The organism is Kingella kingae (genome assembly GCF_900475905.1).
GTDB lineage: Bacteria > Pseudomonadota > Gammaproteobacteria > Burkholderiales > Neisseriaceae > Kingella > Kingella kingae.
In genome coordinates, this window is record NZ_LS483426.1 from 1590815 (window position 1) to 1617411 (window position 26597).

Genomic DNA, 26597 nt, shown 5'->3' on the forward strand with positions numbered 1-26597 from the left:
TCGTTTTCCTTTTCATGCTAATTTAACCTGTGCCAAGCGGTTGCTGATGGCTGCTTCGCGTTTGCCAAAGTTGGCGGTTAAGCTCAATGCGGTTTTGTTTTCAAACGGTGTGATGTATTTGGTTTTGGCAACCGCGCAGGCGTTGGCTAGTGCGCCCAATACACTCCATCGTTTGTATGTTTTGTGGCGCAAATCGCTTATGCTGTGCGGCACAGGCATGCCTATACTTTGGTCATCGCATTCGGCTATGCGGTAGACGCACAAAGCAGCCTGCAAAATTTGTCGGCGAAATGCTTCGATTTTTTCTTTGCCTTTGATGCCTGCTTGTTTGAGTGCGTCTTGCCATTTCATGCCACTGGCGATGTTGATGAAGCCTGTGGTGGCTTGGTGGCTGCATTCGTGAAAGCTTAAATAATAGGCATAAATTTGCACGCCCATGCTGTAATGACTTGCTTGGGTTTGAGTGTCTTTGGGTAAGCCTTTCATGATGGCGTAGCCGATGTCAATCATGTCTAAAAGGGGCTGCAACAAGGCGCGGCGTTGGTTGGGGCTTTGGTCGCGTGTGCTGGGTTCTTGTTGCAGGGCTTGTTGGGCTTGGTCTAACACGTTTGTGAACCATGTGTCTTCATCATATAAGGCTACGCATATGCTTAACACACGGTGCAGTTGCTGGAAGTAGCCGTTGTGGACAAAACAGTCGCGACAATAAACAAGTTCGTTGTATTTGGCATCGGCTTTTTTGACGGCAGCAATGGCATCTTCATGGCTAAAACATTCGCGTGTGTCGTCAATTAAATATTGGCGATAGGCTTTTTGTTTTGCGCTGATACGTGGGGCGTTTTGTTGTCGTTGTTTGATTTGTTGCTTGGTCAATGGCTTGGATTTTAAGACGCGTTGCATTTGCTTAATGGCTTTGGCTTGCTTTTGGGCTGTGCGGATTTGTTTTAGGCTGGGTTGTTGGGTCATGATTTTTTGCTTTCGTTTTTCTGCATTTCAATCGCCATGTCTATTGCTGCTCGAATATCGTGTAGGTTCATCATTTTTACGCATTCGCGCGGTAGCCAAATATTGGCGATTTGCTGCTCTTTGTCTGCGATAAAATCTAAACGCACGGTATCGGGGTGCTTGACTGGTTGCAGGCTGCTTTGTGGGACTTGCAGCGTGTCTATTCTTGTCGCAAAGATAAACGCGACAACGGCAAATGGTTCGTCAATGTGTGGGCTGCTTGTGTAGAAGATTACGCCGTCGCCGTGTCTTTCGTGGTACACTTTTTTAATTTGCTTGGGAACAGGTTCAAAAATTTGAGCAGGGCTGGCTTGCTGCGGCTTAAATTTGCGTTTGGGTAAAAATAAATCAGCTACGGCTTGCATGATTGTTGTCCTGTTTACGGTAGAGTTTTTTCATGGCGCAACGTGTCCAGTTTCGGCGTTGGGCGGCACGTTGCGCGGTTTGGTTGGATTTACGCATTTTCGGGCTGTCTATTTAATCCGCAAGCCTTCGCTCTGCACCAAGCGCGCGCCTTGTACGTCAATGCCTGATTGCAAGGCTTCTTTAATCGCGCTTTTGCTGACTTCTCGCTTGAAACTGCAATAGTCATCAGGGATTTGCATTTCATCGTAAATTTCTACGCTTGGGGGATTTTTGGCAATCTTGGCGGTAAATGTGCCGTTGTTAGCTTTAATCGTTTTAATATGTGCAGCTTGCATATTGCGTAGCAAATAGGCTTTCAGGCTGTCAGCCTGGTTTTTTAGAACTTTGCGGCGAGCATTCATGGCTTTGATGTGTAAATCTAACGCGTTTAGCTCGGCTTCTTGATTCAGCCAATAGCCAACAACACTTTGGGCTTTTTCGTCAAACTGTCCGATGACGGCTTCTAGGGTGTCTTGCCGTTCGGTGTCGCTGTCAAAGTGGTGGTTGAGTACCGCTTGAATATCTGCGGTGCATTCGTAGAGTTTCATGGCTCTCTCCTGTTGATAAAGGTTAAATGGTGGGGTTTTAAATGGATTTCAGGCTGCTTTTGGTGGTTAAAAGGGAATGTCGTCTTCAACATCATCAAGCGGTTCTACTGTACCGTTTTCTTCACGCTGTTGCGGTGGTGTGGGTGGGGTAGGTGCTTCTACGCCTGCGTGCCATTGGGCATATTCAGGGCTGTTTTTAATCTGTTCTTTAACTTTTTCATTCAGCTTTTCAAATAGTTCCCAATTTGGAATGGCTAAATCAAAGGCGTATTGTTCGTTCACGGTGGGGGTGGGGTGTACGATTTCAGCTTGTTGCTGATTGAGCCGATGTTGGCGTAGGTTTTTGTTTTGTCTGCGCTTTACTCGTGAACAATAGACAGCAAACAGGTTTTGCCTAAAATATTGGCTAAATTGAATGCGGATTTTTCTTCTTCTGTGAAATCACGTCCGCGCCATGATTTTAGGTCGTTGGCTAGCTGACTTTTGCTGTGCATGGAAGCTGTATAGCGTTTGCTGACAATCATGGGTTTCCCGTCTTCTGTTAGTAATTCAGTGTCGCCGTCTGTGTGAATTTCCCACTGAATGAGAATTTTGGGCTGCATTTTGATTTCATTCTGAAACTCGGTCTTTTGTGTGCCCAAATCGATAATGCGAATAACGGTGCCGTGATGTGTGCCTACTGGTACGGGTTTAAAATTGCTTTCTTGGGTTGCGGTTAAAGTTAAGGACATTTTCGGTCTCCAATCGGTTAAAAAATTTTCGGTCTCACAGATACCGTCTGTGGGCGGTTTTGGCAGTTTTCAGGCTGCTTTAAAAGGGCGTGTCGTACATGGGTTCGCCGCTTGGCTTGTAATCTGTTATGAACGGCAGGTTGTCTTCATTTGAGTTGTTGTACGCTTCCCAGTACATTGGGTCGTGTTCAATTGGTTGCTGACATTGTGTGAACCAATCATCGTAGTTATTCATGACATTGCTCCTGTGGTTGAAATAAAAAATCACACACTGAAACGGTATTAAACTGGGTTTAATACCGCTTGGATTTGTGATTTCAGGCTGCTTTTGCTGGCACAAAATCGTCGTAACCAAACAATGTCAGCATTGAATACAATTCGTTGGCTTCCTGCTCATCTAACGTCATTTCGCACCACCCTTTTTTTAGGGTTATGCTGCTTTGCTTATTCATAAACCACTCCTGCCATTGGATTTTTTCCCAAACTTGCGCCAGTGCTAACGCTGCTTTTTCTTGGTGGCATAGGTCGTTTAATCGTTGCAATGCTGGGGCTAAATCGCTGTTTACATACCAATCAATCGGGATTTGACGGCGGTTGTCGCAATCGTAGGTTTTGAGTGCAATGTGGTATTGCGGTTTTAGCATGGGCTTGGCTTTGACGTTGTAGCTAGCAGCTAAGCCAACTGCTAATACTACGCCTGCAATAAAGCCGCTTATTGCTTCTTTGCTGGGTAATAATGCTTTTAATTGTGTGATGTTTGGGTGTTTCATGTTGCTCCCTTTGTAAGCGGTTAAAAATCTACTTATTCGCAGCAACTTGGTTAAATTGCTGCTGTAAATAGGCTTTTAGACACGTAAAAAACTTTCAATGGCTTTGAATACTTGGTTGATGTGCAAAAACTGATTGCTGTTGTCTGCTAAATCAAACTTGATTTCTGTACCGTTTAAATCAAACCATGCTTCGCGCGTCTGAGGGTCGAAAATGCCGTTGATGTTGCTGTGCTGCGCTTTCAGGCTGCTTAATTTGGCGCGGAATGCGTCGTCTAGCTGCATTTCTTCGTGGTTCATCTCAAAATCTCCCTAATCCGTATTCTGCTAATTGGTTTTGATGAAACTTGCGACCCATTTCCACCGCCATATCGGCAATGGCACAAATGGCTTCATCTTCGTCTTCGAATGGGTCGGCTTTGTCTTCTGCGATGGCTTTTTCAAAGTATCGCGCTGCCTGCGCCCAGTATTGGGCTACTGTGCAGTTGTAGGCATCTTCTTCTAGCTGCCAGTAGTCTAAGTCGTCTAAATCGCCTGCGTTGCGTGGTTGATATGCTTCAGGCAATGGCAGATTGGCTACTTTGCTTAGCATGTTTTCGCTCCTTGATGAATTTCTGCGCCTCTATCAGATGCTTCATTCTTTCGTGATGAGCTTTGTCTGCGCATGCGTGACACAATTTACGACTGACTTTCTTTGCGGTGTTGTATTGCTTGCCGCATTGCTGACAGGTGTGCTTATTGGCTACTTTGCTTAGCATGTTTTCGCTCCTTGGTGAATTTCTGCACATGATGTTCTCCTGATTTATTCGTCCCAGCCACCTGTTTCGCCTGATGCGATAACGTCGGCGTAAAAAGCTTCTGCTACTGCACGGACGACTTTGCTGTATCGGGTTTTGTATTCGCTTTCGGCTTTGGCGCAAAATTCGTCCAGCGTGCCAACAAAGCAGCCTGCACGGATTAGCAAGCCTTTGGTGTGGACGATGATTTGTATTTGTCGCCCTGAACCGTCTACGTTTGCCATGGTCATGAAGTTGATGACTTCAACCCCTTCCATTTTTAGCCATTTGCCGAATTTGAATGAGCTGCCCAGCTTGTTGCAGTTGCCTAGCTTGTTGTAGTCGCCCAGCGTGTTGTTGTCGCCAAAATTGTGATTATTCGTTGTCATGCTTGATTGCCTTTTGTGTTGGGGTGGGCGTGTTGCCCACCGTGTGGTTTAACTGGCTACAACTTCCACTTCGCCTTGGTTGCCGCGATAGCATTTTGCGATGTAGGCTTTTGCTTCTTTGATGTTTTTGCACAAAATCGGTTTGATGTCGCTGGCGATTGAGCCGTTTGCCTGTCTGCGCCAAAAAGCCAATTTGCCTTTTTCAAAACTTGCTACTGGAAAAGTGCCTGCTTGGGTGATGATGGATAGTGTTTTCATTTTGTTTACCCTTTCGTGTGGCGTTGTTAATTTGTTATATTTTACGTGTTATTTTTCTAACCACTTGATTTGCAATCAAACAAATTTAGGCATAAAAAAGCCCATTCAACCTTGTGGCGGAATGGGGGCGCAAAAAAGCAGCCTGCACTTTGGATTGCAGGCTGCTTAAATCGGGTGATTAAATTTCAATATCAGCATGTCGGAATTTCCGACATGCTTCTTGGAAAGGCTGTGCAAAATACTTATTGATTAAGCGGCGGCTTCTTCATAGTCGCGCAAATATTCTGCTTCTGCCACGTCATCGGTAAAGTCTAACGATAACTGAATATTGCTGCTTTTTTTCTCATTACATACATCAACATCGGTTTTTAATTGGAAGCAATCTCCAACAATTTGCTGACGGCGTTGTGAAAAGGCTTTTTCAAAATGGTTTACAGGAACGTTGGGGTCGTCCATGTCTGCCCATAAAGTGCGCTGTTTGCCATTGACAGATTCTTTTACAGCATGTTTAGCGCGATAGCGTTTCCCTGCTGGGTCGGTACGAACTTCTTCACGGAAATGACGTGAAAAGTCTTTAGCAGCTAAATTAATTTCATCTTGATAATTGGGTTTGTATAAGCCTTGGCTTATTGCCCAACCTGCTAAATCATGGCTGTCGATAATGCCGTTTGTAATGCCTTTGGCTTGTGTGTATTGTTCAACAATATGGTTTATTTCGTTTTTCTTGGCACTCATTTTATTCAACCTCATAAGTTAAGCCCCAACCATCATAGGTTGAGCCGTTTAAGATAAATGAACGAATAGGGATAAGGTGCTTGCGTAGCTGTTGGTATTTGCCTGTTCGGTTGTGCAACTGCCCCACTACTAATCCGATGTGAATTTTATTAACTCCTGCAAAGGCTTTGATTTTTTGCTCGGAAAATAAATAAGCTCCTGCGCGGATAATGTAGCTGTCTAGTTTTTGGCTGGGTACGCAAAAATCCGCCGCAGCTTGGTTGGCTCGTTGCTCTTCGGGTGGTAGCGTATTGCTGTCTATGCCAATATCTTCATCTAAAATAGGTGTGGATTTGCCGTCGCCTTGTAAAACGTGTTCCAACTCGTGGCGTAGAGTAAACCAAAAATTGTCTATGCGGTCGTATCGTAGGGTTAAGCCAATGACGGGGGTTTGCTCGTCCAACCAAAAGCATACGGCATCTAATTTGCTATTGGGCAAACTTTCTACCAATACAAAACGGATACCGCTTTCTGACAAAATGCGTGGCACATGGCGGATTTCTTCGGGTGAGAGTAGTAAAGCGGAGAGTTGTTCAATCGCTTTTTTTGCTGCCTGAATACTGAATTTGTCTGTGGTAATTTGCGCTTTTGCAAGCTGTTTGACACGGTGCAGCCATGCTAAATTGACTGCGCTAATGGGTTGCATATAAGCAGCGGTGTTTTGTTTGGCTGCAAATTGGAAGGCGCAAGGTTGATGAATCTGGTCGATTTGGAAAAATGCTTTTATGGCGTTTTCTAAATCGTCCAAAGTTTCTCCTGCTTGAATCCAACCACGTTTGAGCATATCTTTGATAGGGTAGTTTTGATACAAAGCGGCACGGCGTGGGATATCAGCGTATTTATCGCTTTCTGCCGCTAAAAGCGAAAGCTGATAGCGCGATTGCAAATTAAGCCATGTTTCGGCTGAAATACCCAAAGCATAGGAAAGCTGCATGGCGGTGTCGGCAGTAATCCCCATTTTGCCTGTGATGATTTGGTTAATGGTTTTAGGTGGGCGGTTAATGATGTCGGCAAGGTCGTTTTGCGTCCAGCCTCGTGCGGCTAATTCGCTTTTTAAAATGATGCCTGCATGTATTGGCTCGGCTGATGATAATGAATTCATGATTCTGCTTTGATGATGTCTATTAAATGGATTTGCCCTTCTGCGTCTATCTCTAGGGCTAATCGGTGTTTTTGGTCTATTTTGACGCTGTACGGTGACTGATTAGATAGGTTGAGAAAGGCTGCTGCGTGTAAATCATTTAAGCTGTGGGCGGATAAAATATATTGCACAGCAAAGCGATAGGATTGTGTAGCTCTTACACCTAAATCGCCTTGAAAATATTTATCGCAAAATAGCAAACGCAAATAATCATTTTTAAAGTTTACTTGCATTGACTTCCTTTCTATTTTCTCAAAATTTACACTTTGTGTAAATCTGTTATTTTAAGATTTTCAGGCTGCTTTATGGCGGAATGGGGGCGCAAAAAAGCAGCCTGCACTCAATACAATTTAACCTTTTCTTTGACAACACCCAAAATGCGGTCGTTTTCTTTGATTTGCAGATAGGGGTAGTTGCTATTGAGTGGGCGCAACATGGGGCGACTGCCGTCAAACACCAGTTGCTTGAATGTGGTTTCGTTATCGTGCAAGGCAATGACAAAGCTGCCTGCGCGTGGTTCGCCGTGTGGGTCGATCACGATAATATCGCCTTCGGTGAATTCGGGCTGCATGCTGTCACCGCGAACGCGCAGGGCATAGCCGTCTTTGCCTAGCTTGGTGCGACAAACAATGTATTCCAAGTCGTCATCGTCAAACAGCTCTACTGGTTGCCAAGAACCAGCCTGCACCCATGAAATGACGGGAACGCTATATAAAGGTGTGGGCATTTCGGACACGTTGGGGAGTGAGGGCTGCTTTTGCGCTGGCTCTACGCCATCTACCAAATATTCAACAGTAGTTTGCAGCGCGTGTGCAAGTTCAAGAATTTTGGTAGAACTTTTATTGCGCCCATTTTCAATCTGACCAATTGTGCTTTGTGGCACGCCTGCCAATTTCCCCAATGCCGCTTGGCTCAACCCCAATTCTAAACGGCGATTTTTTACTCTCTCGTTAAAGCTCATCACAAATCCTTTCAAATTATTACGATTGTAATCATTTATAAAAACACATTGGTGTTTGACAATAAATCACAAATGTTATTAAAATAGCTGAACTTTTAATAAGAAGGTGATTTATGAATTGGCAAAAATCCATTCAAGATTTAATTGATGCTGGATTCTCGCAATCTGAAATTGCTTCATTTGTTGGCTGTTCTCAACCGCTAATCAATGCTTTATTGCACGGCAAACGCGGCAAAAGACTGTCGTTCAAAATTGCACAAAACATTCTTTATATGAATGAAAAATTACAGCGTGGAGAATTAAGCCGTGCATCAAATTAGGTTTTCAACATGACTAAATTATCCCCCAAACAAGCCGCAACTGCTCGCAATAACGAAAGACTGGTCTTGCGCCATCTTGCTGCCTTGTCGCAAAAAGGTTTAAGCGATGCCATGGGTTGGAGTGAAAGCAAAGTGAGCCGCATGAAAGACGGCGAATTGGAAGATTTGTGCGCGGCATTGGCTGCGCTGGATTTGAAAATCGTACCGATTGATGCGTGTGTGGTTACACCGCACGAACGCAAATTTATGGCGGAGCAGATGATTTTGCATTATCAGCGTGTGCTAGATGATGAGTGAAAAAAACGCCCTGAATGCACAAGGCAAACAGGGCAAGTGAGTTATGTTTAAGAAAGGTAATTATGCAACCGATTAACCCAAAAGACAAGCCCTATCCGTTTAAAAAGGGAAGCCAATGCGACCGCATTGTGCAGTATTTGCTCACGGGTAGGCGGATTCGCAATTATGAAATTCGTGAGAAATTTCGCTGCTTGTCGCACACGGTGCGAATTAGCGAAATTCGGGCGCATGGCTTTGCTGTGCAGGCGGTTTTGGTGGATAGAGAGCAGGGTATTTTTGAGTATTGGCTGCCACAAGTGGAGGGCGAAAAGTGAGTATTTTTATTACACTCGTACCGTTGGAAACGGCAGCCGTTGGTCTAAACAATGAACCGAAAAATACCAATGCGGTAGCAAATGGGTTGATGTCCCTGCCAAAGACTAATTCAGAAGGACTGTGAAGGATGGTAATTGACTATAACGCTCTTTTGCAGCAATGCACTAACGGCGTACACCCCCAAATCATGCACGGGATTATTAGAACCTGTATTCACAAACAACTATTTGATAAATTTTAATATTTGTGAAATATACCCTAGGGGCTATTGACAATTCAAAAGAAGAGGCAAAGGATTTAAGATATTGTTTCCACACAACCATCCTAAACCTTTGCCATGTCCCGAAACACGCTTACAAATGAAACATGGTCAAGACTGTTACCTATTTTGAAACAGCTTGGCATTTATCGCAAGAAAAATTTACGCAAAACAGTAGAAGGTATCCTGTTTCGCTTACGTACAGGCTGCCAATGGGCTGATATACCTAGTTATTTTGGTAAAGCAAACAGCCTTTACCAAAGTTTCAATCACTGGTCTAAACGCGGTATTTTTACCAAATTATTTAAACATTTGGCAGATACACCCGATATAGAATGGGTCTTTATGGACGGTAGCCATATCCGTGTTCATCAACACGGCATGGGTAAAAAATCCATTGTGCATCAAGCTGTCGGTAAGAGTATCGGAGGTCATACGTCTAAAATTCATTTAGCGGTTGATGCTTGTGGTAATCCAATTGAATTTATGATTACAGCTGGTAATGTAAATGAGATTGTTGTTGCGCCTGATTTATTGGCACAATTGGACTTAAGTGATAATGAAACCGTGTGTGCTGATAGAGGTTTTGACAGTGATACTTTTCGTCGGTTAATTCATTCTAAACAAAGTAAAGCCAATATTCCATATAAGAAAAATAGAGAACATCTTAATGTGGACACAGATTGGTATTTATATAAAATCAGGCACTTGGTAGAAAATGCTTTTGCACGATTAAAGCATTTTCGTGCGCTGGCAACACGGTACGATAAATTAAAACGTAATTATGAAAGTACCGTGTCATTAGCTTGTGCTTTGATTTGGTTGAAATTATAGCTAAAATGTCATTAGCCCCTAGCAGCAAAAACCAAAGCTGCAAACTTTCGTAAATTGTTGGTAACAACTTTTATTGAAAAATAGGCAAATTAAATTATATTTAATTTGCCTATTTTTATTCAATCCATACGAACATTTCTATTTATGACAATAAAGAAGCTGCCAAAACTGGGGTTGAAGTTTGTTGATCAATATTATTCAGGCTGCTTGATGTGCCAGTTGCTACACCAAATGATGCCATTGCATGCACCATTTGGTTAGACGCGCTTATATAGCTTGCTACTTGATCTGCTGTAGCTTTTTTGCCATTGGCAAATTCAAATGTTTTTAATACATCTCGCCCACCTTGGAACCAATCTTTAATAGTTACACTGTCTCTGCTATTGCTTACAGATAAGACTAAGTCGTTACCATTTTGTTTCACGCCGCCTGTTTTATTTAACACAGCATCCATATTAATGCCTGCAAAACGCAAGGTATCATTGCCACCACCTCTAGTAATAATAGTATCGTGACCGCCTGCTTTGCTAAATACATAGGTATCGTTACCTTTGCCACCAATCAAGGTATTATTACCACGGTTGCCAGTAATTACATTATCTAAATCATTACCTGTGCCAGAAAGATTTGCTTTACCAACTAAAGTCAAGTTTTCTACGTTGGCACTTAATGTGTAGTTTACGCTGCTAATAACAGTGTCTTTGCCTTCGTTAGCAGCTTCGGTTACAGTGTCGCTTGTATTATCAACAATATAAATATCATCGCCTCTACCACCAGACAATTGATCTACTCCTTCACCACCATCCAAAGTATCATTACCTAAATCACCAAAAATAGTATCATTGCCTTTGCCGCCAGTAATGATGTTATCAGCATCATTACCTCTCAAAGTGTCATTAAACGCAGAACCAATCAAATTTTCGATTTGTGTACCATAACCAATAAACGATTGACCTGTTACTTTGTGACCTAATGTATCTGTAATCAAATGGCTGGTTTTTGATCCGATATAGTTCCAAGAACCTGGTGTTAAATCCACAGTCACTTTATCTTTAGCATCAGATGCATCGAACGTATCAATACCCGAACCATCCCAAATATAAATATCGTTACCGACTTTATCTTTGTTGTATGCTTTAAAGCGATAAGTATTGTTACCACTATTTTCAGCTTTATTCACACCATAGCGATAATGCAAAGCTGCTAAGTCAAAAATTTGTAAACCTTGACCTGTTTGAATAACATTCTGATTACTATCACGAAGGTCTTTATACGACATGACAGAGTGTCCAGAGTTTTCTTCACCGTCTGGCAAATATGGACCTTCCGCCTTACCATTTTGGCCATTGTAGTTACCCGTATGTTTAAAGCCTAAGCTATGACCAATTTCGTGTACCAATGTGCCGTATCCGCCATCAAACCAACCATTGCCATAAGGTACTTTTAATGTGCCTTTGCTTAAAGCTTTATCACCTGCATACAACAAGCTATTGATATGCACATCACCACCATAATAAGCATAACCTGCAGTCATACTGACGCCTGCATTTTGTGCTTCTTCTGAGCCAATAGCAGTAGTTTTATTATGTCGTGCTGTGCGGTGGAAACCACCACAACATAAACACATATTTTGCGTGGTCGGCATTAAGTTTGGCTGGCTAGATTTCACAGAATTGTAAACAACTGTACCAGGTTCATTATGATTTCTCAAATCATCAAAATAGAAGCGGAAATCGGCATTACCTTTATCTAATTGATCACCTGAATCTAATACTTCTTCAAAAGTGATATTGGCATATTTTGCATATTCAGCCAAAGCATCTCGAACAGCTTGTTTTTGTGTAACCGAGAATTCTTTGAAATTAGTTTCACCATTGTAGTTTCTCAACGCGAAACTATAGCGCACAACAATACCTTTACCTGGCCCTGCCCATTTACCTTGCAATTTTGGACCTAGTTGGTCATCGCGCACATAATAGCTTGTTCTTGGTGCTCGAGCATATGTTTTCGTGGTTGGATATAAATATCCACGGCGACTATCATCAGAAATAGAAATTGAATCCACAAAATAAGGCGTTACTACTTGTCCTTTATCATTAGCATGCTTGCCGCTTACGTCATGAATAGCAGTAAAATTATAAATACTTGATAATGTTACAGGTTTATCACCATTCTTAGTGGTCAAAATCACTTCAATTGCGCCATCTTTATCTGCTGCTAGCTCGCTCCCTTTAACCGTTAACGAGAATTTATTACCTTCACTAACTGTAACTTTTTGTTTTTTATTGTTGATATTCAGCTCAACAGTATCGCCTTTCTTAGCTGAACCACCCACACTACCAGTCAATTTAACATCGCCTTTAGTTTCGGCATAATTCAATAAGTCATCACCTGTTATTGCATCCAATGTTAACGTTGCTGTACTCACGGTAGGTTTAGGCATTATAGATGCAATGGGGGCTGCAGTTTCAACTTTATACGTATCAGTTGCTTTTACGCTTACTGCTTTGCCTGTGCTGTCTTTGCTGTTCAATACAGCTTCAATTGTGCGGTCTTTATCTGCTGCTAAATCTGAACCGTTTACCCCAATTGAGAAGGTGTTTTTGTTGTCAACTTTGCCTGTGTATTTTTTGCCATTGATAATTAAGGTTACTGTATCGCCTGCTTTAGCACTTCCGCCTACTTTACCTGTTACATTCAATTTTCCTTTAGCTTCTGCTAAAGATACGAGGTCATCACCAGCAACTTTGGCATCTAAAGTGATGATTGGATTGATAACTGCTGGTTTTGGTTTGGCTACTTCAACTTTATACGTATCAGTTGCTTTTACGCTTACTGCTTTGCCTGTGCTGTCTTTGCTGTTCAATACAGCTTCAATTGTGCGGTCTTTATCTGCTGCCAAATCTGAACCGTTTACCCCAATTGAGAAGGTGTTTTTGTTGTCAACTTTGCCTGTGTATTTTTTGCCATTGATAATTAAGGTTACTGTATCGCCTGCTTTAGCACTTCCGCCTACTTTACCTGTTACATTCAATTTTCCTTTAGCTTCTGCTAAAGATACGAGGTCATCACCAGCAACTTTGGCATCTAAAGTGATGATTGGATTGATAACTGCTGGTTTTGGTTTAGTTATTATAGCGGTAGTGTCTACTTTAAACTGAGTTTGTTTCGTATAACGATATGTTGTATTTCCTACTTTGGTTACAATGGACACCTCAATTAATTTATCTTTATCTTCAACTAATTGGTTACCCGAAACACTAATAGAAAAAGTTTTATTAGCAGCTACTTTACCAGTATAATTTTTACCATTTACAGTAACTGTTACCACGTCGCCCACTTTTGCGGTACCACTTACCATACCAGTAATGGCAATATTGCCTTTGGCTTCTTCTGCAGAAATAATATTATCCGAAGTTAAATTATTTAGCTTAAATATTGGGTAATTACTTGAAATACCTAATGCTTTATTAGAGGTACTCATAAATTCTTCCTTATTCAAATGTTTCAAAAAAATCCTTAATAGGACAAGTCAGAGAATCATGCCTATTACATTAGACTAATGTGTATGTAATATACGTACATGAGTATAACATACTTAACTAAGAGTGTGTTAAATTAGCACTCTTTTCAAACAGATTTGTCCAAGTAAGAACCTGTATTCACAAAAATGATAAAAATTTAGAATGACGATACAAGCCTATCATATCGCCATTTAAACAACTATTTATATGATTGCGTACCCACTGCGCATCGTCTTGCGACCATTGCGACTGCGATGGCGTGTGGGCGAGAAAGAAGTTGCGGACGCGTTCAAATGTTGGCCTGGTATCGTGAACATATGACCACAACGCGCCTGATTTACCGATGCCTAGATTTTCAAAGGCTGGCAAATAGCGTTTGACGAATAGGCGCATATCTTGCGCGTGTATCAGCAGCCGACCAATGGAAAGTATCAGCTTGTCATCTACTATTGTATTGGCAAACTGGGCAGCGCAGGGGCAGACCTGACAAGTTTTAAATAATAGCCACAATACGGTCAATGCGATTCGCAAAACGAGCTAACCATGGTTTCCAAGATTTGTAACCGTAAAGCCGTACTATGTTTAACACTAAACTAAATAATATAGAATAAATAAATGCTGAATTTCTATTGCGAATTAAAGAGTTATCTTCTTTAAAGTGAACATCTTTTACCCAGTGGAGATTATTTTCAATACCCCAATGGTTGCGAATCGTTTTAGCAAAAAATTCTACATTATCATGATGATAGTTACTTAAATAAAAGTGTTGTTCCACTTTGCGCGAACCATCTGCTTCTATTTTCGTATTTGTAACAACAATCATGTGTTTAGATGATTGCCAATTTTGGCTAACCCATTGTGTACATGGATAAAGAGCAACTTCACGTTGAATTTGTGCGCCTTTCTGTCTTTCCGTTGTTTGAATTTTGGAAAGTATTTGATTATTCTGAAGTTCTTGAAACTCTTTGAATAATCGGATTGCGCCTTTTTTAACACCTACAACGTAAAACTGCCCCAATTCATCAATCTCTACGAGACTTTTTTTGACAATGTAAGGCATCTAATGTCAAAACCAAACCTTTGGTCTCTAGGTTTCTGATGTGCGGATTTTTTCGTAACTGGGTGTATTATCTCTATCCCATGCAAGATATTGTTTTAATTCATCAATATTATTAGCAAGGAATGCACCTATTTCGCGATTACCTTTCGCACCGCCCAAAATGGCAACAACAATGACTGTGAGTGTTTTGGCTAGATTATAGCGTTTGCCTGCTCCACGTCTGGTATCGGGTATACGAGCGAAATATTCTTCTAGTGAGTGCATGGTGTTGTCCATTTGGTTGTTTAAGAACCTGTATTCACAAAAATGATAAAATATCTTTATGACTAGAAAATCCTACCCAACAGACTTAACAGATGCCCAATGGCAAGCGATTGAGCCATATTTTAACCAGCTACGCCACTACAAATGGGATAAACGTCAATTAGTGAATGCCGTTTTGTACATGACCAAAACAGGTTGCCAGTGGCGTATGCTGCCCAATGATTTTCCACCTTATTCAACCGTATGGAGTTTCTATCGCAGAGCCAATCAATCAGGCTTATGGGATAGAATTCTTTTGGCATTGGTTCAAAAAAACGTTTAATCCATCAAAAACAAGCAATGCCAACTTATGCCATTATTGATTCACAAAGCGTCAAAACAGCTTCTAGCGCACATGATAAAGGTTTTGATGGAGGTAAAAAAATCAAAGGTCGTAAGCGACATATAGCTGTTGATACGTTGGGTAATCTATTGTCTGTTGTGATTCATGCAGCCAATATTCATGACACAAAAGCAGGTATTTTTGTAGCAAAAAAAGCGTTTGAGACCTATCCGAGTTTAAAAGGTTTCTGTGCAGATGCAGGTTATCGGAATACATTTGAGCGTGAAGTATCAGAGCAATTGAGTTTAACTGTTGAGATTTCAAAGAGAATTCAAGATATTTCTTGGCATATTCTGCCCAAACGTTGGATTGTAGAACGAACGTTTGCATGGTTAGGTTGGTCTCGACGTTTAGCAAAAGATTTTGAGCAGACGAATTTATCTGCTGAAAATTTTGTTAAACTAGGGTATATTTCACAAATATTAAAATTTATCAAATAGTTGTTTGTGAATACAGGTTCTTAGATATGTTGAAGTGCAAAAGATTGTGGAAAAACCTGTTTACAGCAACGTGTGTTTTGACGATTACGGCTTGCGCGAACTCAACCGCGCCATTGCCCAGCGCAGATTTATTGCAGCCCTGCGCTGAATTGCCCGAGCTGGAAAATGTCACGGCAAAAGCGGTGTTGCTGTGTAGCGTGCAGGCGGTGCATTTGTATCACGATTGCAAGGCACGGCATGGCGCGTTAGTGAAAGCGATTGAGTAAAAAAAGCAGCCTGCAACTATTGTATTTTTTGCAACGGTTGCAGGCTGGTTTTTTGTGGCTTATTTGTCTTAATTTGTTCAAAAAAATAAAATTTGCGTGCATTTTTTTGAAAATGAACAAATGTAATTTATTGATTTACTGCGAATAACAAAATCCCTTTGGGCGTGCCATCACATTTTTATATTTAAAGCTATTGACTGCATCATTCAGCCAATAGCTTTTTTCGTTTAATCTTGCTGTGCAATCATCACATCAATATCGCGCACCGACTGCATCAAACTCAAAATCGTGTTTTGATATTGCTTCAACGCCGCTCGGTCTTGGTCGGTTAATTCAGGCGCAGGCAAAGCAATGGTGGCAGGATTGACGTGCTGTCCGTTAATCCGCACTTCATAATGCAAATGCGACCCTGTGGAGCGTCCTGTGCTGCCCACCAAGCCAATCACATCGCCTGCTTTAACCGATGTGCCGACATCGACACCCGAAATAAAGCTGCTCATGTGTCCATACAAGGTCTCCAAACCGTCGCGGTGGCTCAACATAACTGTGTTGCCGTAGCCGCCTTTCCAACCACGAAAGCTGACCACGCCATCGCTGGGCGCGAGAATTTTGGTGCCTGTGGGCGCGGCATAGTCAATGCCTGTGTGCATTTTAATCGTCCGCAACACGGGATGGATACGAATGCCATAAGGCGACGAAATTCGCGTATAGTGTTCAATCGGCAAGCCTGTAAACCCTTGTGTTAAGGGGTTGAGCTGTTCGTCATAAAAATTGCCGCCTGCATCGCCGTGTTCAAAATAATACGCATAATACGTTTGCGATGCGGTGCTGATTTCGGCTGCCAAAATATTGCCTGTTGCCACTTCTTGCCCACGAAAATACAGGCTTTCGTACAACACGCGAATTTTGTCGCCCGCGGTTAATTGGTCTAGCGGAATTTTATCGGCAAAAATTTCTTGCAACGATGTGCGAATTTCCACAGGTACGCCTGCTTTTGCCAACGCGCCCGACACCGAAGACGTGATTTCCACCGAGCGCAAAGTTGCCACTGTTTCCGCATCTACCACGCCAGAGTGCAGCTGCCATTTGCCGTCTTTGTATTCTATGGCGACCAAATTGCGCTCGCCGTTGTCGTCGTCTCTAAAAAATTGCAAATCGCTAATATCATGATTGGAATGGATATTGACGCTGATGATTTGTCCTGCGCGTAAACGAATCGTTTTCAAATCGGACGGATTATCTTGCATCAAATTTTGAATACTTTGCGGATTCACGCCAATGCGATTCAGCAAAAACGGCAAATCATCGCCCACTTGCACTTCTTCATCGTGCCAATAGTGCGTTTCCATAATTGGGCGTGCAGCAGGGACGGGAATTTCTTGGCTAACTTTTTTGATTTGCGGTTTTTCGTGTACAGGTTTGGGTGCAAGGCTGGCGTAAACAATCAAACCTGCCAATCCAATCAATAAAATTAAACCACTGAATTTTAAATACTTATTCATAAAACTACGGCGTGTAAAAATAGCCGTACATTGTAACAAAATGTGCAGGCTGCTTCATTAAATTTCGTGGCATTGGCGCAAAACCGTTACAATCCAAATTTTTGCGATTTTTGTATGCTTACTTTGATTCTGCCTGCGCTGTTGCGTTCCGAACACGACAACATTCCGCCACTCAATTTGCCAGCGTTTAACCAGTTGCGCCGTTTTGCCACTTTTGTCCCCAAGCCGCGCACCACTACCGAATTGTTTTACACGTTTATGTGCGACCAAACCGCGCTTGCCAATAATCAAGTTTACGCCAGCCCCGTGGTGCAGCACACAGGCATGAACAGCATTCAAATGTTGGACATGACCGCAGCAGGCGTAACTCTGACCGAGCAACAAGTGCAAGATTATTGCGCCAAACTGAATCAACTGTATGCAAATGAAGCGCAATTTGACGCGCTCCGCTCCGATTTGTGGCGCGTTACGCTGCCCAATCCGCCCACATGGCACGCGCCCAGCATTTGGGAAAGCGTGGGTATGCTCAACGACCAAGTGCAGGCTGCTTCGGGTGATATGGCGCAATGGCTGCAACTTTCCACCGAAACGCAAATGTGGTTGCACAGCGAAAACGCGCCTGTGAATGCGTTGTGGATTTGGAATGCGCCCAGCATTGCCGCGTTTGAATCTTGTCCTGTTTTGTTTAGCGACAGCGCGTGGACAGCGCAAAGCAGCCTGCACACCGAACCCTTACCACACGATTGGTCGGCATGGCAACACGCTTGCGAAGAATTATCGCAGCCATTGGCGCAAAGTCATTGGTTTGATGACAGCCTGCTCACATCGGCACAAACAGGCGATGTGTGGCAATACCACGATATTTTGCACGCCTACGAGCAACGCTTTTTTGCGCCCCTGTGGCAAGCCCTACGCGAAGGCAGCCTGCACCAAGCGCGAATCGTGTGCGAACAAGGCGAATGGCATTGGCACGGCAAACCCAAAACATGGGCGTTTTGGCGCAAGAATAAGCCGTTTGATGGGAAGTCTGTTTGATTAAAAGCAGCCTGCATTTTTTTATTTGCCTGTGTTCGAATAATTCGTTGATATGCCCGTAAGGTGGGATTTATCCCACCAAAAAATGCTGATATTTAATGTATTTGATGGGTTAAAACCCATCTTACGGCTGCGATATTTTCATTATCAACGAAAAATTAAAACACAGCCTTTTATTTTGTTGATTCAAAATGCAGGCTGCTTTTTTATGTTACGCTTGATTAAAATACGTTAAAATCGCAACCCATTCCCAACAACTCTTTGCAAGGAAATCATCATGCAAACAGACGTTCAAATTGCGCAAGCCGCCGAAATCAAACACATCAACCAAATCGCCGCTAAACTCGGTTTGCAGCCTGAAAATTTGGAGCATTACGGCAAATACAAAGCCAAAATCAACCCAGCCGATGCGTTTAAATTGCCGAAAAAACAAGGCAAACTGGTACTCGTAACCGCAATTAACCCCACCCCCGCAGGCGAAGGCAAAACCACAGTAACAATCGGTTTAACCGACGCGCTGAATTACATTGGCAAACAAGCCGTCGTTGCCATGCGCGAACCGTCGCTCGGTCCCGTGTTTGGCGTGAAAGGCGGTGCGGCTGGCGGCGGCTATTCGCAAGTGTTGCCTATGGAAGACATCAATTTGCATTTCACAGGCGATTTTCACGCGATTGGCGCGGCGAATAATTTGCTTGCCGCGATGTTGGACAACCACATTTATCAAGGCAACGCGCTGAATATTGACTCCAAGCGCGTGATATGGCGGCGCGTTGTGGATATGAACGACCGCCAATTACGCAATATCATCAACGGTTTAGGTAAACCGACAGATGGTGTGATTCGCCCAGACGGTTTTGATATTACCGTTGCCAGCGAAGTGATGGCAGTGTTCTGTTTGGCGAAAGATTTGGCGGATTTGAAAACGCGCTTGGGCAATATTTTGGTTGCCTATACCTTTGATAATCAACCCGTTTACGCCAAAGATTTGAAAGCCAACGGCGCAATGGCAGCCTTGCTCAAAGACGCGATTAAACCGAATTTGGTGCAAACGATTTCAGGCAGCCCCGCCTTTGTTCACGGCGGACCATTTGCCAATATCGCGCACGGCTGCAATTCCGTTTTGGCGACACGATTGGCGCAACATTTAGGTGATTACGCGGTAACGGAAGCAGGTTTTGGCGCGGATTTGGGCGCGGAAAAATTCTGCGACATCAAATCGCGTTTGGCAGAATTGAAACCCGATTGCGCGGTGGTCGTGGCAACGGTTCGCGCGTTAAAATACAACGGCGGCGTGGAAAAAGCGGATTTAGGCGCAGAAAATGTGGCGGCAGTGGAACGCGGTTTGCCTAATTTATTGAAACACATCAGCAATTTAAAAAATATATTTGGTTTGCCAGTCGTGGTGGCAATTAACCGATTTGTGTCGGACAGCGACGCGGAATTGGCGGCGATTCAGGCAGCCTGCAACGCGGCAGGCGCGGAAGTTTCGCTGACGGAAGTGTGGGCGAAAGGCGGCGCAGGCGGCGCGGATTTGGCGCAAAAAGTGGTGGCGGCGATTGAGCAAAACGCGCAACCATTCACATTCGCCTACGATGTAAACGACAGTATCCGCGACAAAATCACGGCGATTGCCACGAAAATTTACGGCGCGGCGGCTGTGGAATTTAGCGCGGAAGCGGCGGCGGAAATCGCAAATTTAGAGCGTTTGGGTTTGGATAAATTGCCGATTTGTATGGCGAAAACGCAGTATTCGTTGAGCGATAACGCGAAATTGTTGGGCTGCCCGACTGGGTTTACGATTAGCGTGCGTGGTTTGACGGTGTCGGCTGGGGCTGGGTTTATTGTGGCGTTGTGTGGCGCGATGATGAAAATGCCGGGCTTGCCGAAAGTGCCTGCTGCGGAACGGATTAATGTTGATGAAAATGGCGTAATTAGTGGGTTGTTCTAAGCTAATTAGCTAAAATATAGTGGATTAAATTTAGATTGGGACAAGGCGACAACGACCGCCGTGTACAGCTAGTACATAAGGGAGTTGGCAACGCTGTACTAATCTAAATTTAATTCACTATAACAAAAAGCAGCCTGCACTTTAACTGTGCAGGCTGCTTTGATTTACAACCCCAATTCCGCCCAAATCTCATCAATTTTGGCAACCGTTTTCGGGTCGCGTTCAATCACACGTCCCCATTCGCGTTGGGTTTCGTTACCGATTTTATTGGTTGCGTCCAAACCCATTTTTCCGCCCAAACCACTCACAGGGCTGGCAAAATCCAAATAATCAATCGGCGTATTTTCCATTAAAACCGTGTCGCGCACAGGGTCCATGCGCGTGGTAATCGCCCAAATCACCTGTTTCCAGTCGCGCACGTCAATATCATAGTCCACGACAATAATAAATTTGGTGTACATAAATTGGCGCAAAAACGACCAACAACCCATCATCACGCGCTTGGCGTGTCCTGCGTATTGCTTTTTCATGCTCACGACTGCCATGCGGTATGAACACCCCTCTGGCGGCAAATAAAAATCCACAATTTCAGGGAATTGTTTTTGCAACAACGGCACAAACACTTCATTCAACGCCTCGCCCAAAACCGCAGGTTCATCGGGCGGTGCGCCGGTGTAGGTGCTGTGGTAAATCGGGTCTTTTCGCATGGTAATGCGTTCTACCGTGAACACTGGAAAATAATCTTGCTCGTTGTAATAGCCTGTGTGGTCGCCATAAGGACCTTCCAGCGCGGTTTCATCGGGATAAATCACGCCTTCCAACACGATTTCCGCGCGCGCTGGCACTTGCAAATCGTTGCCGATACATTTGGTCAATTCGGTGCGTGAACCGCGCAATAATCCTGCGAATTGGTATTCGCTCAACGTATCGGGGACTGGTGTAACCGCGCCCAAAATCGTGGCAGGGTCGCAACCCAACACCACCGAAACTGGATAAGGTTTATCGGGAAACAAGCGTTTGTGTTCCTGAAAATCCAACGCACCGCCGCGATGCACCAACCAACGCATAATCAATTTATTTTTGCCAATCAGTTGTTGGCGGTAAATGCCTAAATTTTGGCGTTTTTTGTTGTAACCGCGTGTAACCGTCAAGCCCCATGTTACCAACGGCGCAACATCGCCCGCCCAACAATGCTGAATCGGCAAATCATACAAATTCACATCATCGCCTTCCAAAACAATCTCTTGGCAAGGCGCGTTTTTGACAACGTGCGGTGCCATTGACCAAATGTCTTTTAAAAGCGGCAATTTGCTGAATGCGTCTTTTACACCTTTGGGCGGTTCGGGTTCTTTTAGGTAGGCAAGCGTTTTGCCGATGTCGCGCAATTCGCTGATGTCTTTCGCGCCCATGCCCATTGCCACGCGCTCGGTTGTGCCAAACAAATTTGCCAAAACAGGGTAGCCGTAGGGCGTGCCGTCTTCGCGGACGGGGTTTTCAAACAGCAACGCTGCACCGCCTGCGCGTAATACGCGGTCGGAAATTTCGGTAATTTCCAAATAAGGGGAAACGGGGGTTTTGATGCGTTTGAGTTTGCCTTGCTGTTCTAGCATGGCGATAAATTCTCTTAAATCGTTGTATTTCATGTTTTTTGTTCTTTCTTTCAGGCTACCTGAATTTATTTCACAAATATCCGTTTATAAGCAATGTGATTTTGAATATTCTCACGCGCGTCTTGTTCGTCCCAAATTTGCAATTCCCACGGATAGTAAAAATTACTGGCATTTTTAAAATAAATGTGTACGCCAATATAGCCGTCCACATCGCGCAAATACCAGTTTTTCAGGCTGTATTCGGATTTCCAATCGTCTAATTTTTGCAGAATTTGTGCTACGTCTTCGGACGGTAAAATCACGCGCGCGCCGAAAATGTCATTCAAAATATTGTTTACTGGATATTGGTTTTCACGCGCCAAATAGCGGTTAATTTTATCGTGAATACTCTCGGCGGTTTTCACACGGTAGAAAAAATCAATACCGCGCGTGTCGGCAAAAGCTAAATAATCGTTAATCGCTTCGTGCAAGTTCAGGCGATACGACAAGATGTGTTCAATCGGCACAGTTTTTAAGGTGTGCGATAAATTGATTTTTGGCACTTTGCCTGTTTCAAAATAATCCTGTGAATATTGCGCGTGAATGCGATTGATTTCGCGGATTAGGCGTTCTGTTTTTTGAATGTTGGTTTCCATGTTTTTGAATCCACTTCACGATAAGCCATATTACCACAAAAGCAGCCTGCACCTTTTATAAACCCAAGTGCAGGCTGCTTTTTCTGTTTGCGTACAAAATCAAACTTTATTTTTCAACGCCGCTTTCACAAACGCTTCAAATAATTTATGTCCACGACGCGGATTGGACGTAAATTCAGGGTGGAATTGACACGCGAAAAACCAAGGGTGGTCAGCAATTTCAATCGTTTCCACTAAACGCTCACGACCAGCCGACACGCCACCAATCGTCAAACCAGCCGCTTCCAGTTGCGCCACATAATGGTTGTTCACTTCGTAGCGGTGGCGGTGGCGTTCACGGATTTGCGTTGCGCCGTAAATTTTCGCCGCCAAACTGCCTTCTTTCAGCTCAACTTCTTGTGCTCCCAAACGCATTGTGCCGCCTAAATCCGCGTTTTCATCGCGCGTTTCTACGCTGCCGTCAGCCGTTTGCCATTCATCAATCAACGCCACAACGGGGTGCGGTGTTTTCAAGTCAAATTCAGTAGAATTTGCGCCAGTCAAACCTGCCACATCACGCGCGTATTCAATCAACGCAATCTGCATACCCAAGCAAATGCCCAAGTACGGTACTTTGTTTTCACGCGCATAACGAGCGGTGGCGATTTTGCCTTCCACACCACGCGAACCAAATCCACCAGGGACTAAAATCGCGTCAAATTCTTTCAAGCTGCCTGTACCGTCTTTTTCAATGCTTTCGCTGTCAATATAGGTAATTTGCACATCGGTTTGCGTGTGAATGCCAGCGTGTTTCAAGGCTTCAATCAACGATTTGTACGATTCAGTCAAATCCACATATTTGCCGACCATAGCGATTTTGACTTTGTGTTGCGGATTTTGAATCGCGCGAACGATTTTCTTCCATTCCGTCAAATCTGCTTCTTTCACGTTTAATTGCAACTGTTCGCAAATAATTGTGTCAATGCCTTGATTGTGCAGCATTTCTGGGCATTCATAAATGCTGTTCACATCGTAGCTGCCGACAATCGCGCGTTCTTCCACATTGCAGAACAAGGCGATTTTGCGGCGTTCGTCTTCGGGCATTTCTCTGTCCATGCGGCAAATCAAAATGTCGGGCTGCAAACCAATACTCAACATTTCTTTAACCGTGTGTTGCGTGGGTTTGGTTTTGATTTCGCCAGCCGCCGCAATATACGGAACATAGCTCAAATGCGCGAACAATGTATTGGCGCGACCCAGTTGGCTACGCATTTGGCGAATCGCTTCCAAAAATGGCAACGACTCAATATCGCCAACCGTGCCGCCAATTTCCACAATCGCCACATCGTAGCCTTTCGCGCCATCGTGAACGCGGCGTTTGATTTCATCGGTAATATGGGGAATAACTTGCACCGTACCGCCCAAATAATCGCCGCGACGCTCTTTCGCAATCACATTTTCATAAACTTGCCCTGCGCTGAAACTGTTTTTGCGCGTCAAAGTCGCATTGATAAAACGCTCGTAATGCCCCAAATCCAAATCCGTTTCCGCACCGTCATCGGTAACGAATACTTCACCGTGTTGGAATGGACTCATCGTACCTGGGTCCACGTTGATATAAGGGTCAAGTTTCAGCATGGTTACGTTCAAACCACGTGATTCAAGGATAGTTGCAATAGAAGCGGCGGCAATGCCTTTACCAAGAGATGAGACAACGCCGCCAGTTACGAAAATAAATTTTGTCATGATGATGATACCTGTATTGGAATGCGCGATTTTAACGCAATTTGATACAAATGCAAAAGAGATTGTTGCCAAGTTAAATTAAGTAAGCATGATACAATCTTATCTTTCGTTTTGCTTACCCAATCTCGCCATGTTTCAACATTTACAAACCGTTTTTTGGATTCTTGCACCCATGTTTGTCGGCTTTGCGATTCGTGTTCCCAAGCCGTATTTGCGCGTGCTAGCCAAAATCCTATCGCTGCTGGTTTATGTGATTTTGCTGCTCATTGGCATTGGCTTGTCGCAAGTCAATCAACTGATTTTGCAGTTGGACAATATTTTGCTGTTGTCGCTGCTGCTGTTTGGCTTGTTGATGGCGTGTAACTTAATCGCGCTGTGTTTATTAGACAAATGGCTGCCATGGCAAGTTCAGCGCAGCAAAAAAGCAGCCTGCACTCAAATCAGTTGGACAGGTAGCACCAAGCAAATTGCGATTTTATTACTGGGCGTGGCGGTTGGATTTGGCTTGCCAGCCGCTTGGCAACCGCCACACAGCGCAGGCACTTATGCCTTGATGATGTTGGTATTTGTGGTGGGCATTCAACTTCGCAGCAACGGCTTTACCCTGCGCCAAATCTTGTTCAACACACGCGGCATACAAGTGTCGCTGTTGTTTGTCGCATCGTGCGCGATTGCAGGCTGCTTTTTCGCCCTACTCGTCCCCGAAGTCGGCATCATGCAAGGTTTAGCATTATCGGCTGGCTATGGCTGGTATTCGCTATCGGGCATTGTGATGACGCAAGCCTATGGCGCAACGTGGGGCAGCATTGCGCTGTTAAACGATTTGTTACGCGAATTTTTTGCGCTGGCGATGATTCCCGTGATTATGCGCCGTTACCCAAGCAGCGCAGTTGGCGTGGGTGGCGCAACCAGCTTGGATTTTACCTTGCCGATTATTCAAAACTCGGGCGGTATTCAAGTTGTACCTATGGCGATTAGTTTTGGTTTTATTATCAACATTGTGTCGCCGTTGTTGATGATTTTGTTTTCGGTCAAATAAGCGGTAAACACAATCACGCAAATTTTGACACGATTTAACAAATAACCTATTATGCGTGTTTATTTGCAGGCTGCTTTCTATATAGATAAAGCAGCCTGCACCATTTTAATTCGTTAGTACAGGATACATTATGGAGATTACCACCATTCCACTCAACGGCTATTACACGCTCATCGCCGCCACTTTGGTGCTACTGCTCGGGCGCATCATGGTCAAAAAAATCGCGTTTTTACGTAACTTCAACATTCCCGAGCCCGTGGCAGGCGGTTTGGTTGCCGCTTTAATCATTTCGATTATTTATTCCACTCAAAGCATCGCGTTTCAATTTGAAAGCAGCCTGCAATCGGCGTTTATGTTGGTATTTTTCTCATCGATTGGTTTATCTGCCGATTTTGCTCGCTTAAAACAGGGTGGTTTTCCGCTGATTGCCTTTTTGATTATTGTGAGTATTTTCATCGTGATACAAAACTTTGTTGGAATGAGCATGGCGGTTATGCTTGACCAACACCCACTCATGGGCTTGATTACAGGCTCAATCACACTCACAGGCGGACACGGCACAGGCGCGGCATACGGCGACACGCTTGCCAAGCAATACGGCATCAAAGGCGCGGTGGAAATGGCAATGGTATCAGCCACTTATGGCTTGGTGGCTGGCGGTTTGATTGGCGGCCCAGTGGCACGACATTTAGTAAACAAAATGGGGCGCAAACCGATTGACCACCAAAGCGCGGAAGACCGCGACAACGCAGGCGCGTATGACGGCGAAACCTTTGAAAACGCCAAACAAGAACGCTTAATCACCGCCAATTCCGCCATTGAAACCATGGCATTGTTTGCCGCTTGCTTGGCGTTTTCGTCCATTATGTTCGGCTACATGAAAGAGCATTACCCCGATTTCAAATTGCCACAATTTGTGTGGGCATTGGGCTTTGGCGTATTGTTACGTAACGTGCTAACAGGCTTGTTCAAGTTTGATATGTTTGACCGCGCGATTGACGTGTTCGGCAACGCATCGTTGAGCTTATTCTTGGCAATGGCGTTGATGAGCATGAAATTGTGGGAATTATCGGGCATAGCTGGTGCAATGATAACGATTTTGCTGGTACAAACCGTTGTGATGATTTTGTATGGCTACTTCGTTACCTTCCGCTTTATGGGCAAGGACTACGATGCCGCGATTTTAACCGCAGGACATTGCGGTTTTGGCTTGGGCGCAACTCCAACGGCGGTGGCGAATATGCAATCGGTAACCAACACATTTGGCGCATCGCACAAAGCCTTTTTGATTGTGCCGCTGGTGGGTGCATTCTTTATTGACTTGGTAAACGCAGCGATTTTGGATCGCATGATGGCGTTTTTTGGGTAATTGGTTTACATAAATAGA

At 44.0% G+C, this 26597-nt stretch carries 34 protein-coding genes; 11 read left to right on the forward strand and 23 right to left on the reverse strand.

The annotated features are described in order from the left end of the window. Positions 1-12: 12 nt before the first annotated feature. The 15 genes from DQN52_RS08510 to DQN52_RS08580 all read right to left on the reverse strand — a co-directional run bounded on the left by DQN52_RS08510 (position 13) and on the right by DQN52_RS08580 (position 7755). On the reverse strand, positions 13-966 hold the full coding sequence (locus DQN52_RS08510; RefSeq protein WP_003786548.1) for a hypothetical protein: 954 nt from the start codon (positions 964-966) through the stop codon (positions 13-15). Continuing rightward, on the reverse strand, positions 963-1370 hold the full coding sequence (locus DQN52_RS08515) for a hypothetical protein (RefSeq protein ID WP_003786547.1): 408 nt from the start codon (positions 1368-1370) through the stop codon (positions 963-965). Before DQN52_RS08515 ends, DQN52_RS08510 begins: the two co-directional genes overlap by 4 nt. Before the next feature lie 108 nt (positions 1371-1478). Next, the gene (locus DQN52_RS08520) at positions 1479-1958 is read right to left on the reverse strand and encodes a siphovirus Gp157 family protein (RefSeq protein WP_003786546.1); all 480 of its coding nucleotides are present in this window, start codon (positions 1956-1958) and stop codon (positions 1479-1481) included. A gap of 66 nt (positions 1959-2024) precedes the next feature. After that, complete coding sequence (locus tag DQN52_RS08525; RefSeq protein ID WP_003786545.1) at positions 2025-2240, reverse strand: hypothetical protein; 216 nt, start codon at positions 2238-2240, stop codon at positions 2025-2027. Positions 2241-2317: 77 nt separating this feature from the next. Continuing rightward, on the reverse strand, positions 2318-2689 hold the full coding sequence (locus DQN52_RS08530) for a phage replication initiation protein, NGO0469 family (RefSeq protein WP_003786543.1): 372 nt from the start codon (positions 2687-2689) through the stop codon (positions 2318-2320). 79 nt (positions 2690-2768) lie between these two features. Then, a complete protein-coding gene (locus DQN52_RS10990; protein WP_003786541.1) occupies positions 2769-2924 on the reverse strand; it encodes a hypothetical protein in 156 nt (51 codons plus the stop codon). An 82-nt stretch (positions 2925-3006) separates the two neighbouring features. After that, a complete protein-coding gene (locus DQN52_RS08535) occupies positions 3007-3459 on the reverse strand; it encodes a hypothetical protein (protein ID WP_003786540.1) in 453 nt (150 codons plus the stop codon). A gap of 75 nt (positions 3460-3534) precedes the next feature. Further along, on the reverse strand, positions 3535-3756 hold the full coding sequence (locus DQN52_RS08540) for a hypothetical protein (RefSeq protein ID WP_003786537.1): 222 nt from the start codon (positions 3754-3756) through the stop codon (positions 3535-3537). Between the two features lies 1 nt (position 3757). Next, the gene (locus DQN52_RS08545) at positions 3758-4048 is read right to left on the reverse strand and encodes a hypothetical protein (RefSeq protein ID WP_003786535.1); all 291 of its coding nucleotides are present in this window, start codon (positions 4046-4048) and stop codon (positions 3758-3760) included. Positions 4049-4258: 210 nt separating this feature from the next. Further along, entirely contained in the window at positions 4259-4621 is a 363-nt protein-coding gene (locus DQN52_RS08555; RefSeq protein WP_003786531.1) for a hypothetical protein, read from the reverse strand. 48 nt (positions 4622-4669) lie between these two features. Beyond that, entirely contained in the window at positions 4670-4879 is a 210-nt protein-coding gene (locus DQN52_RS08560) for a hypothetical protein (protein WP_003786529.1), read from the reverse strand. A gap of 249 nt (positions 4880-5128) precedes the next feature. After that, complete coding sequence (locus DQN52_RS08565; RefSeq protein WP_003786527.1) at positions 5129-5629, reverse strand: hypothetical protein; 501 nt, start codon at positions 5627-5629, stop codon at positions 5129-5131. Then, positions 5616-6755, reverse strand: coding sequence for a HigA family addiction module antitoxin (locus tag DQN52_RS08570; protein WP_003786525.1), 1140 nt, complete (start codon positions 6753-6755; stop codon positions 5616-5618). Before DQN52_RS08570 ends, DQN52_RS08565 begins: the two co-directional genes overlap by 14 nt. Beyond that, positions 6752-7027 (reverse strand): hypothetical protein, encoded by a 276-nt coding sequence (locus DQN52_RS08575; protein ID WP_003786523.1) that lies wholly within the window; start codon positions 7025-7027, stop codon positions 6752-6754. Before DQN52_RS08575 ends, DQN52_RS08570 begins: the two co-directional genes overlap by 4 nt. A gap of 107 nt (positions 7028-7134) precedes the next feature. Next, the gene (locus DQN52_RS08580) at positions 7135-7755 is read right to left on the reverse strand and encodes a LexA family protein (RefSeq protein WP_003786522.1); all 621 of its coding nucleotides are present in this window, start codon (positions 7753-7755) and stop codon (positions 7135-7137) included. Between the two features lie 113 nt (positions 7756-7868). Between DQN52_RS08580 and DQN52_RS08585 the strand changes: the two genes are divergently transcribed. The 4 genes from DQN52_RS08585 to DQN52_RS08605 all read left to right on the forward strand — a co-directional run bounded on the left by DQN52_RS08585 (position 7869) and on the right by DQN52_RS08605 (position 9780). Continuing rightward, positions 7869-8075, forward strand: coding sequence for a helix-turn-helix domain-containing protein (locus DQN52_RS08585; protein ID WP_003786520.1), 207 nt, complete (start codon positions 7869-7871; stop codon positions 8073-8075). Positions 8076-8084: 9 nt separating this feature from the next. Continuing rightward, positions 8085-8372, forward strand: a complete 288-nt coding sequence (locus DQN52_RS08590) for a CII family transcriptional regulator (RefSeq protein WP_003786518.1) — start codon at positions 8085-8087, stop codon at positions 8370-8372. A gap of 62 nt (positions 8373-8434) precedes the next feature. Beyond that, positions 8435-8686: a helix-turn-helix domain-containing protein gene (locus tag DQN52_RS08595; RefSeq protein WP_032827694.1), complete on the forward strand. Its 252-nt coding sequence runs from the start codon at positions 8435-8437 to the stop codon at positions 8684-8686. Positions 8687-9024: 338 nt separating this feature from the next. Further along, positions 9025-9780, forward strand: a complete 756-nt coding sequence (locus tag DQN52_RS08605) for an IS5 family transposase (RefSeq protein WP_111694402.1) — start codon at positions 9025-9027, stop codon at positions 9778-9780. Between the two features lie 142 nt (positions 9781-9922). Here the strand turns inward: DQN52_RS08605 and DQN52_RS08610 are convergent, their stop codons facing one another. From DQN52_RS08610 to DQN52_RS08620, 4 genes are all read right to left on the reverse strand, one after another. Next, a complete protein-coding gene (locus DQN52_RS08610; protein WP_071461640.1) occupies positions 9923-13264 on the reverse strand; it encodes an Ig-like domain-containing protein in 3342 nt (1113 codons plus the stop codon). 178 nt (positions 13265-13442) lie between these two features. After that, a complete protein-coding gene (locus DQN52_RS10825) occupies positions 13443-13697 on the reverse strand; it encodes a hypothetical protein (protein WP_143452388.1) in 255 nt (84 codons plus the stop codon). A 100-nt stretch (positions 13698-13797) separates the two neighbouring features. After that, positions 13798-14364 (reverse strand): ISAs1 family transposase, encoded by a 567-nt coding sequence (locus DQN52_RS08615; RefSeq protein WP_071461653.1) that lies wholly within the window; start codon positions 14362-14364, stop codon positions 13798-13800. Between the two features lie 27 nt (positions 14365-14391). Then, entirely contained in the window at positions 14392-14640 is a 249-nt protein-coding gene (locus DQN52_RS08620; protein WP_231954124.1) for a transposase family protein, read from the reverse strand. A gap of 46 nt (positions 14641-14686) precedes the next feature. On the opposite strand from DQN52_RS08620, the gene DQN52_RS11210 reads away from it, so the two are divergent. The 3 genes from DQN52_RS11210 to DQN52_RS08635 are packed head-to-tail and all read left to right on the forward strand — an operon-like array spanning position 14687 to position 15716. Continuing rightward, positions 14687-14950: a transposase gene (locus DQN52_RS11210; RefSeq protein WP_071461654.1), complete on the forward strand. Its 264-nt coding sequence runs from the start codon at positions 14687-14689 to the stop codon at positions 14948-14950. Further along, entirely contained in the window at positions 14950-15450 is a 501-nt protein-coding gene (locus DQN52_RS11215; RefSeq protein ID WP_268766543.1) for an IS5 family transposase, read from the forward strand. The genes DQN52_RS11210 and DQN52_RS11215 overlap by 1 nt, the downstream gene beginning before the upstream one ends. Positions 15451-15476: 26 nt before the next feature. Beyond that, on the forward strand, positions 15477-15716 hold the full coding sequence (locus tag DQN52_RS08635; protein WP_285059342.1) for a hypothetical protein: 240 nt from the start codon (positions 15477-15479) through the stop codon (positions 15714-15716). Positions 15717-15943: 227 nt separating this feature from the next. On the opposite strand, the gene DQN52_RS08640 is transcribed toward DQN52_RS08635, so the two are convergent. Further along, the gene (locus DQN52_RS08640) at positions 15944-17218 is read right to left on the reverse strand and encodes a M23 family metallopeptidase (protein WP_003786505.1); all 1275 of its coding nucleotides are present in this window, start codon (positions 17216-17218) and stop codon (positions 15944-15946) included. Positions 17219-17332: 114 nt separating this feature from the next. Between DQN52_RS08640 and DQN52_RS08645 the strand changes: the two genes are divergently transcribed. Further along, the gene (locus DQN52_RS08645; RefSeq protein WP_003786504.1) at positions 17333-18253 is read left to right on the forward strand and encodes a hypothetical protein; all 921 of its coding nucleotides are present in this window, start codon (positions 17333-17335) and stop codon (positions 18251-18253) included. Between the two features lie 277 nt (positions 18254-18530). Further along, positions 18531-20201, forward strand: coding sequence for a formate--tetrahydrofolate ligase (locus DQN52_RS08650; RefSeq protein WP_003786501.1), 1671 nt, complete (start codon positions 18531-18533; stop codon positions 20199-20201). 164 nt (positions 20202-20365) lie between these two features. Here DQN52_RS08650 and ubiD read toward each other — a convergent pair whose 3' ends face one another. The 3 genes from ubiD to DQN52_RS08665 all read right to left on the reverse strand — a co-directional run bounded on the left by ubiD (position 20366) and on the right by DQN52_RS08665 (position 24171). Continuing rightward, positions 20366-21844 (reverse strand): 4-hydroxy-3-polyprenylbenzoate decarboxylase, encoded by a 1479-nt coding sequence (gene ubiD, locus DQN52_RS08655; RefSeq protein ID WP_003786498.1) that lies wholly within the window; start codon positions 21842-21844, stop codon positions 20366-20368. 32 nt (positions 21845-21876) lie between these two features. After that, on the reverse strand, positions 21877-22446 hold the full coding sequence (locus tag DQN52_RS08660; RefSeq protein ID WP_003786496.1) for a GTP pyrophosphokinase: 570 nt from the start codon (positions 22444-22446) through the stop codon (positions 21877-21879). Between the two features lie 99 nt (positions 22447-22545). Next, on the reverse strand, positions 22546-24171 hold the full coding sequence (locus tag DQN52_RS08665) for a CTP synthase (RefSeq protein ID WP_032133302.1): 1626 nt from the start codon (positions 24169-24171) through the stop codon (positions 22546-22548). Positions 24172-24301: 130 nt separating this feature from the next. On the opposite strand from DQN52_RS08665, the gene DQN52_RS08670 reads away from it, so the two are divergent. Beyond that, a complete protein-coding gene (locus DQN52_RS08670) occupies positions 24302-25210 on the forward strand; it encodes a lysine exporter LysO family protein (protein WP_003786493.1) in 909 nt (302 codons plus the stop codon). A 130-nt stretch (positions 25211-25340) separates the two neighbouring features. Then, on the forward strand, positions 25341-26579 hold the full coding sequence (gene gltS, locus DQN52_RS08675) for a sodium/glutamate symporter (RefSeq protein WP_003786491.1): 1239 nt from the start codon (positions 25341-25343) through the stop codon (positions 26577-26579). Positions 26580-26597: the final 18 nt, after the last annotated feature.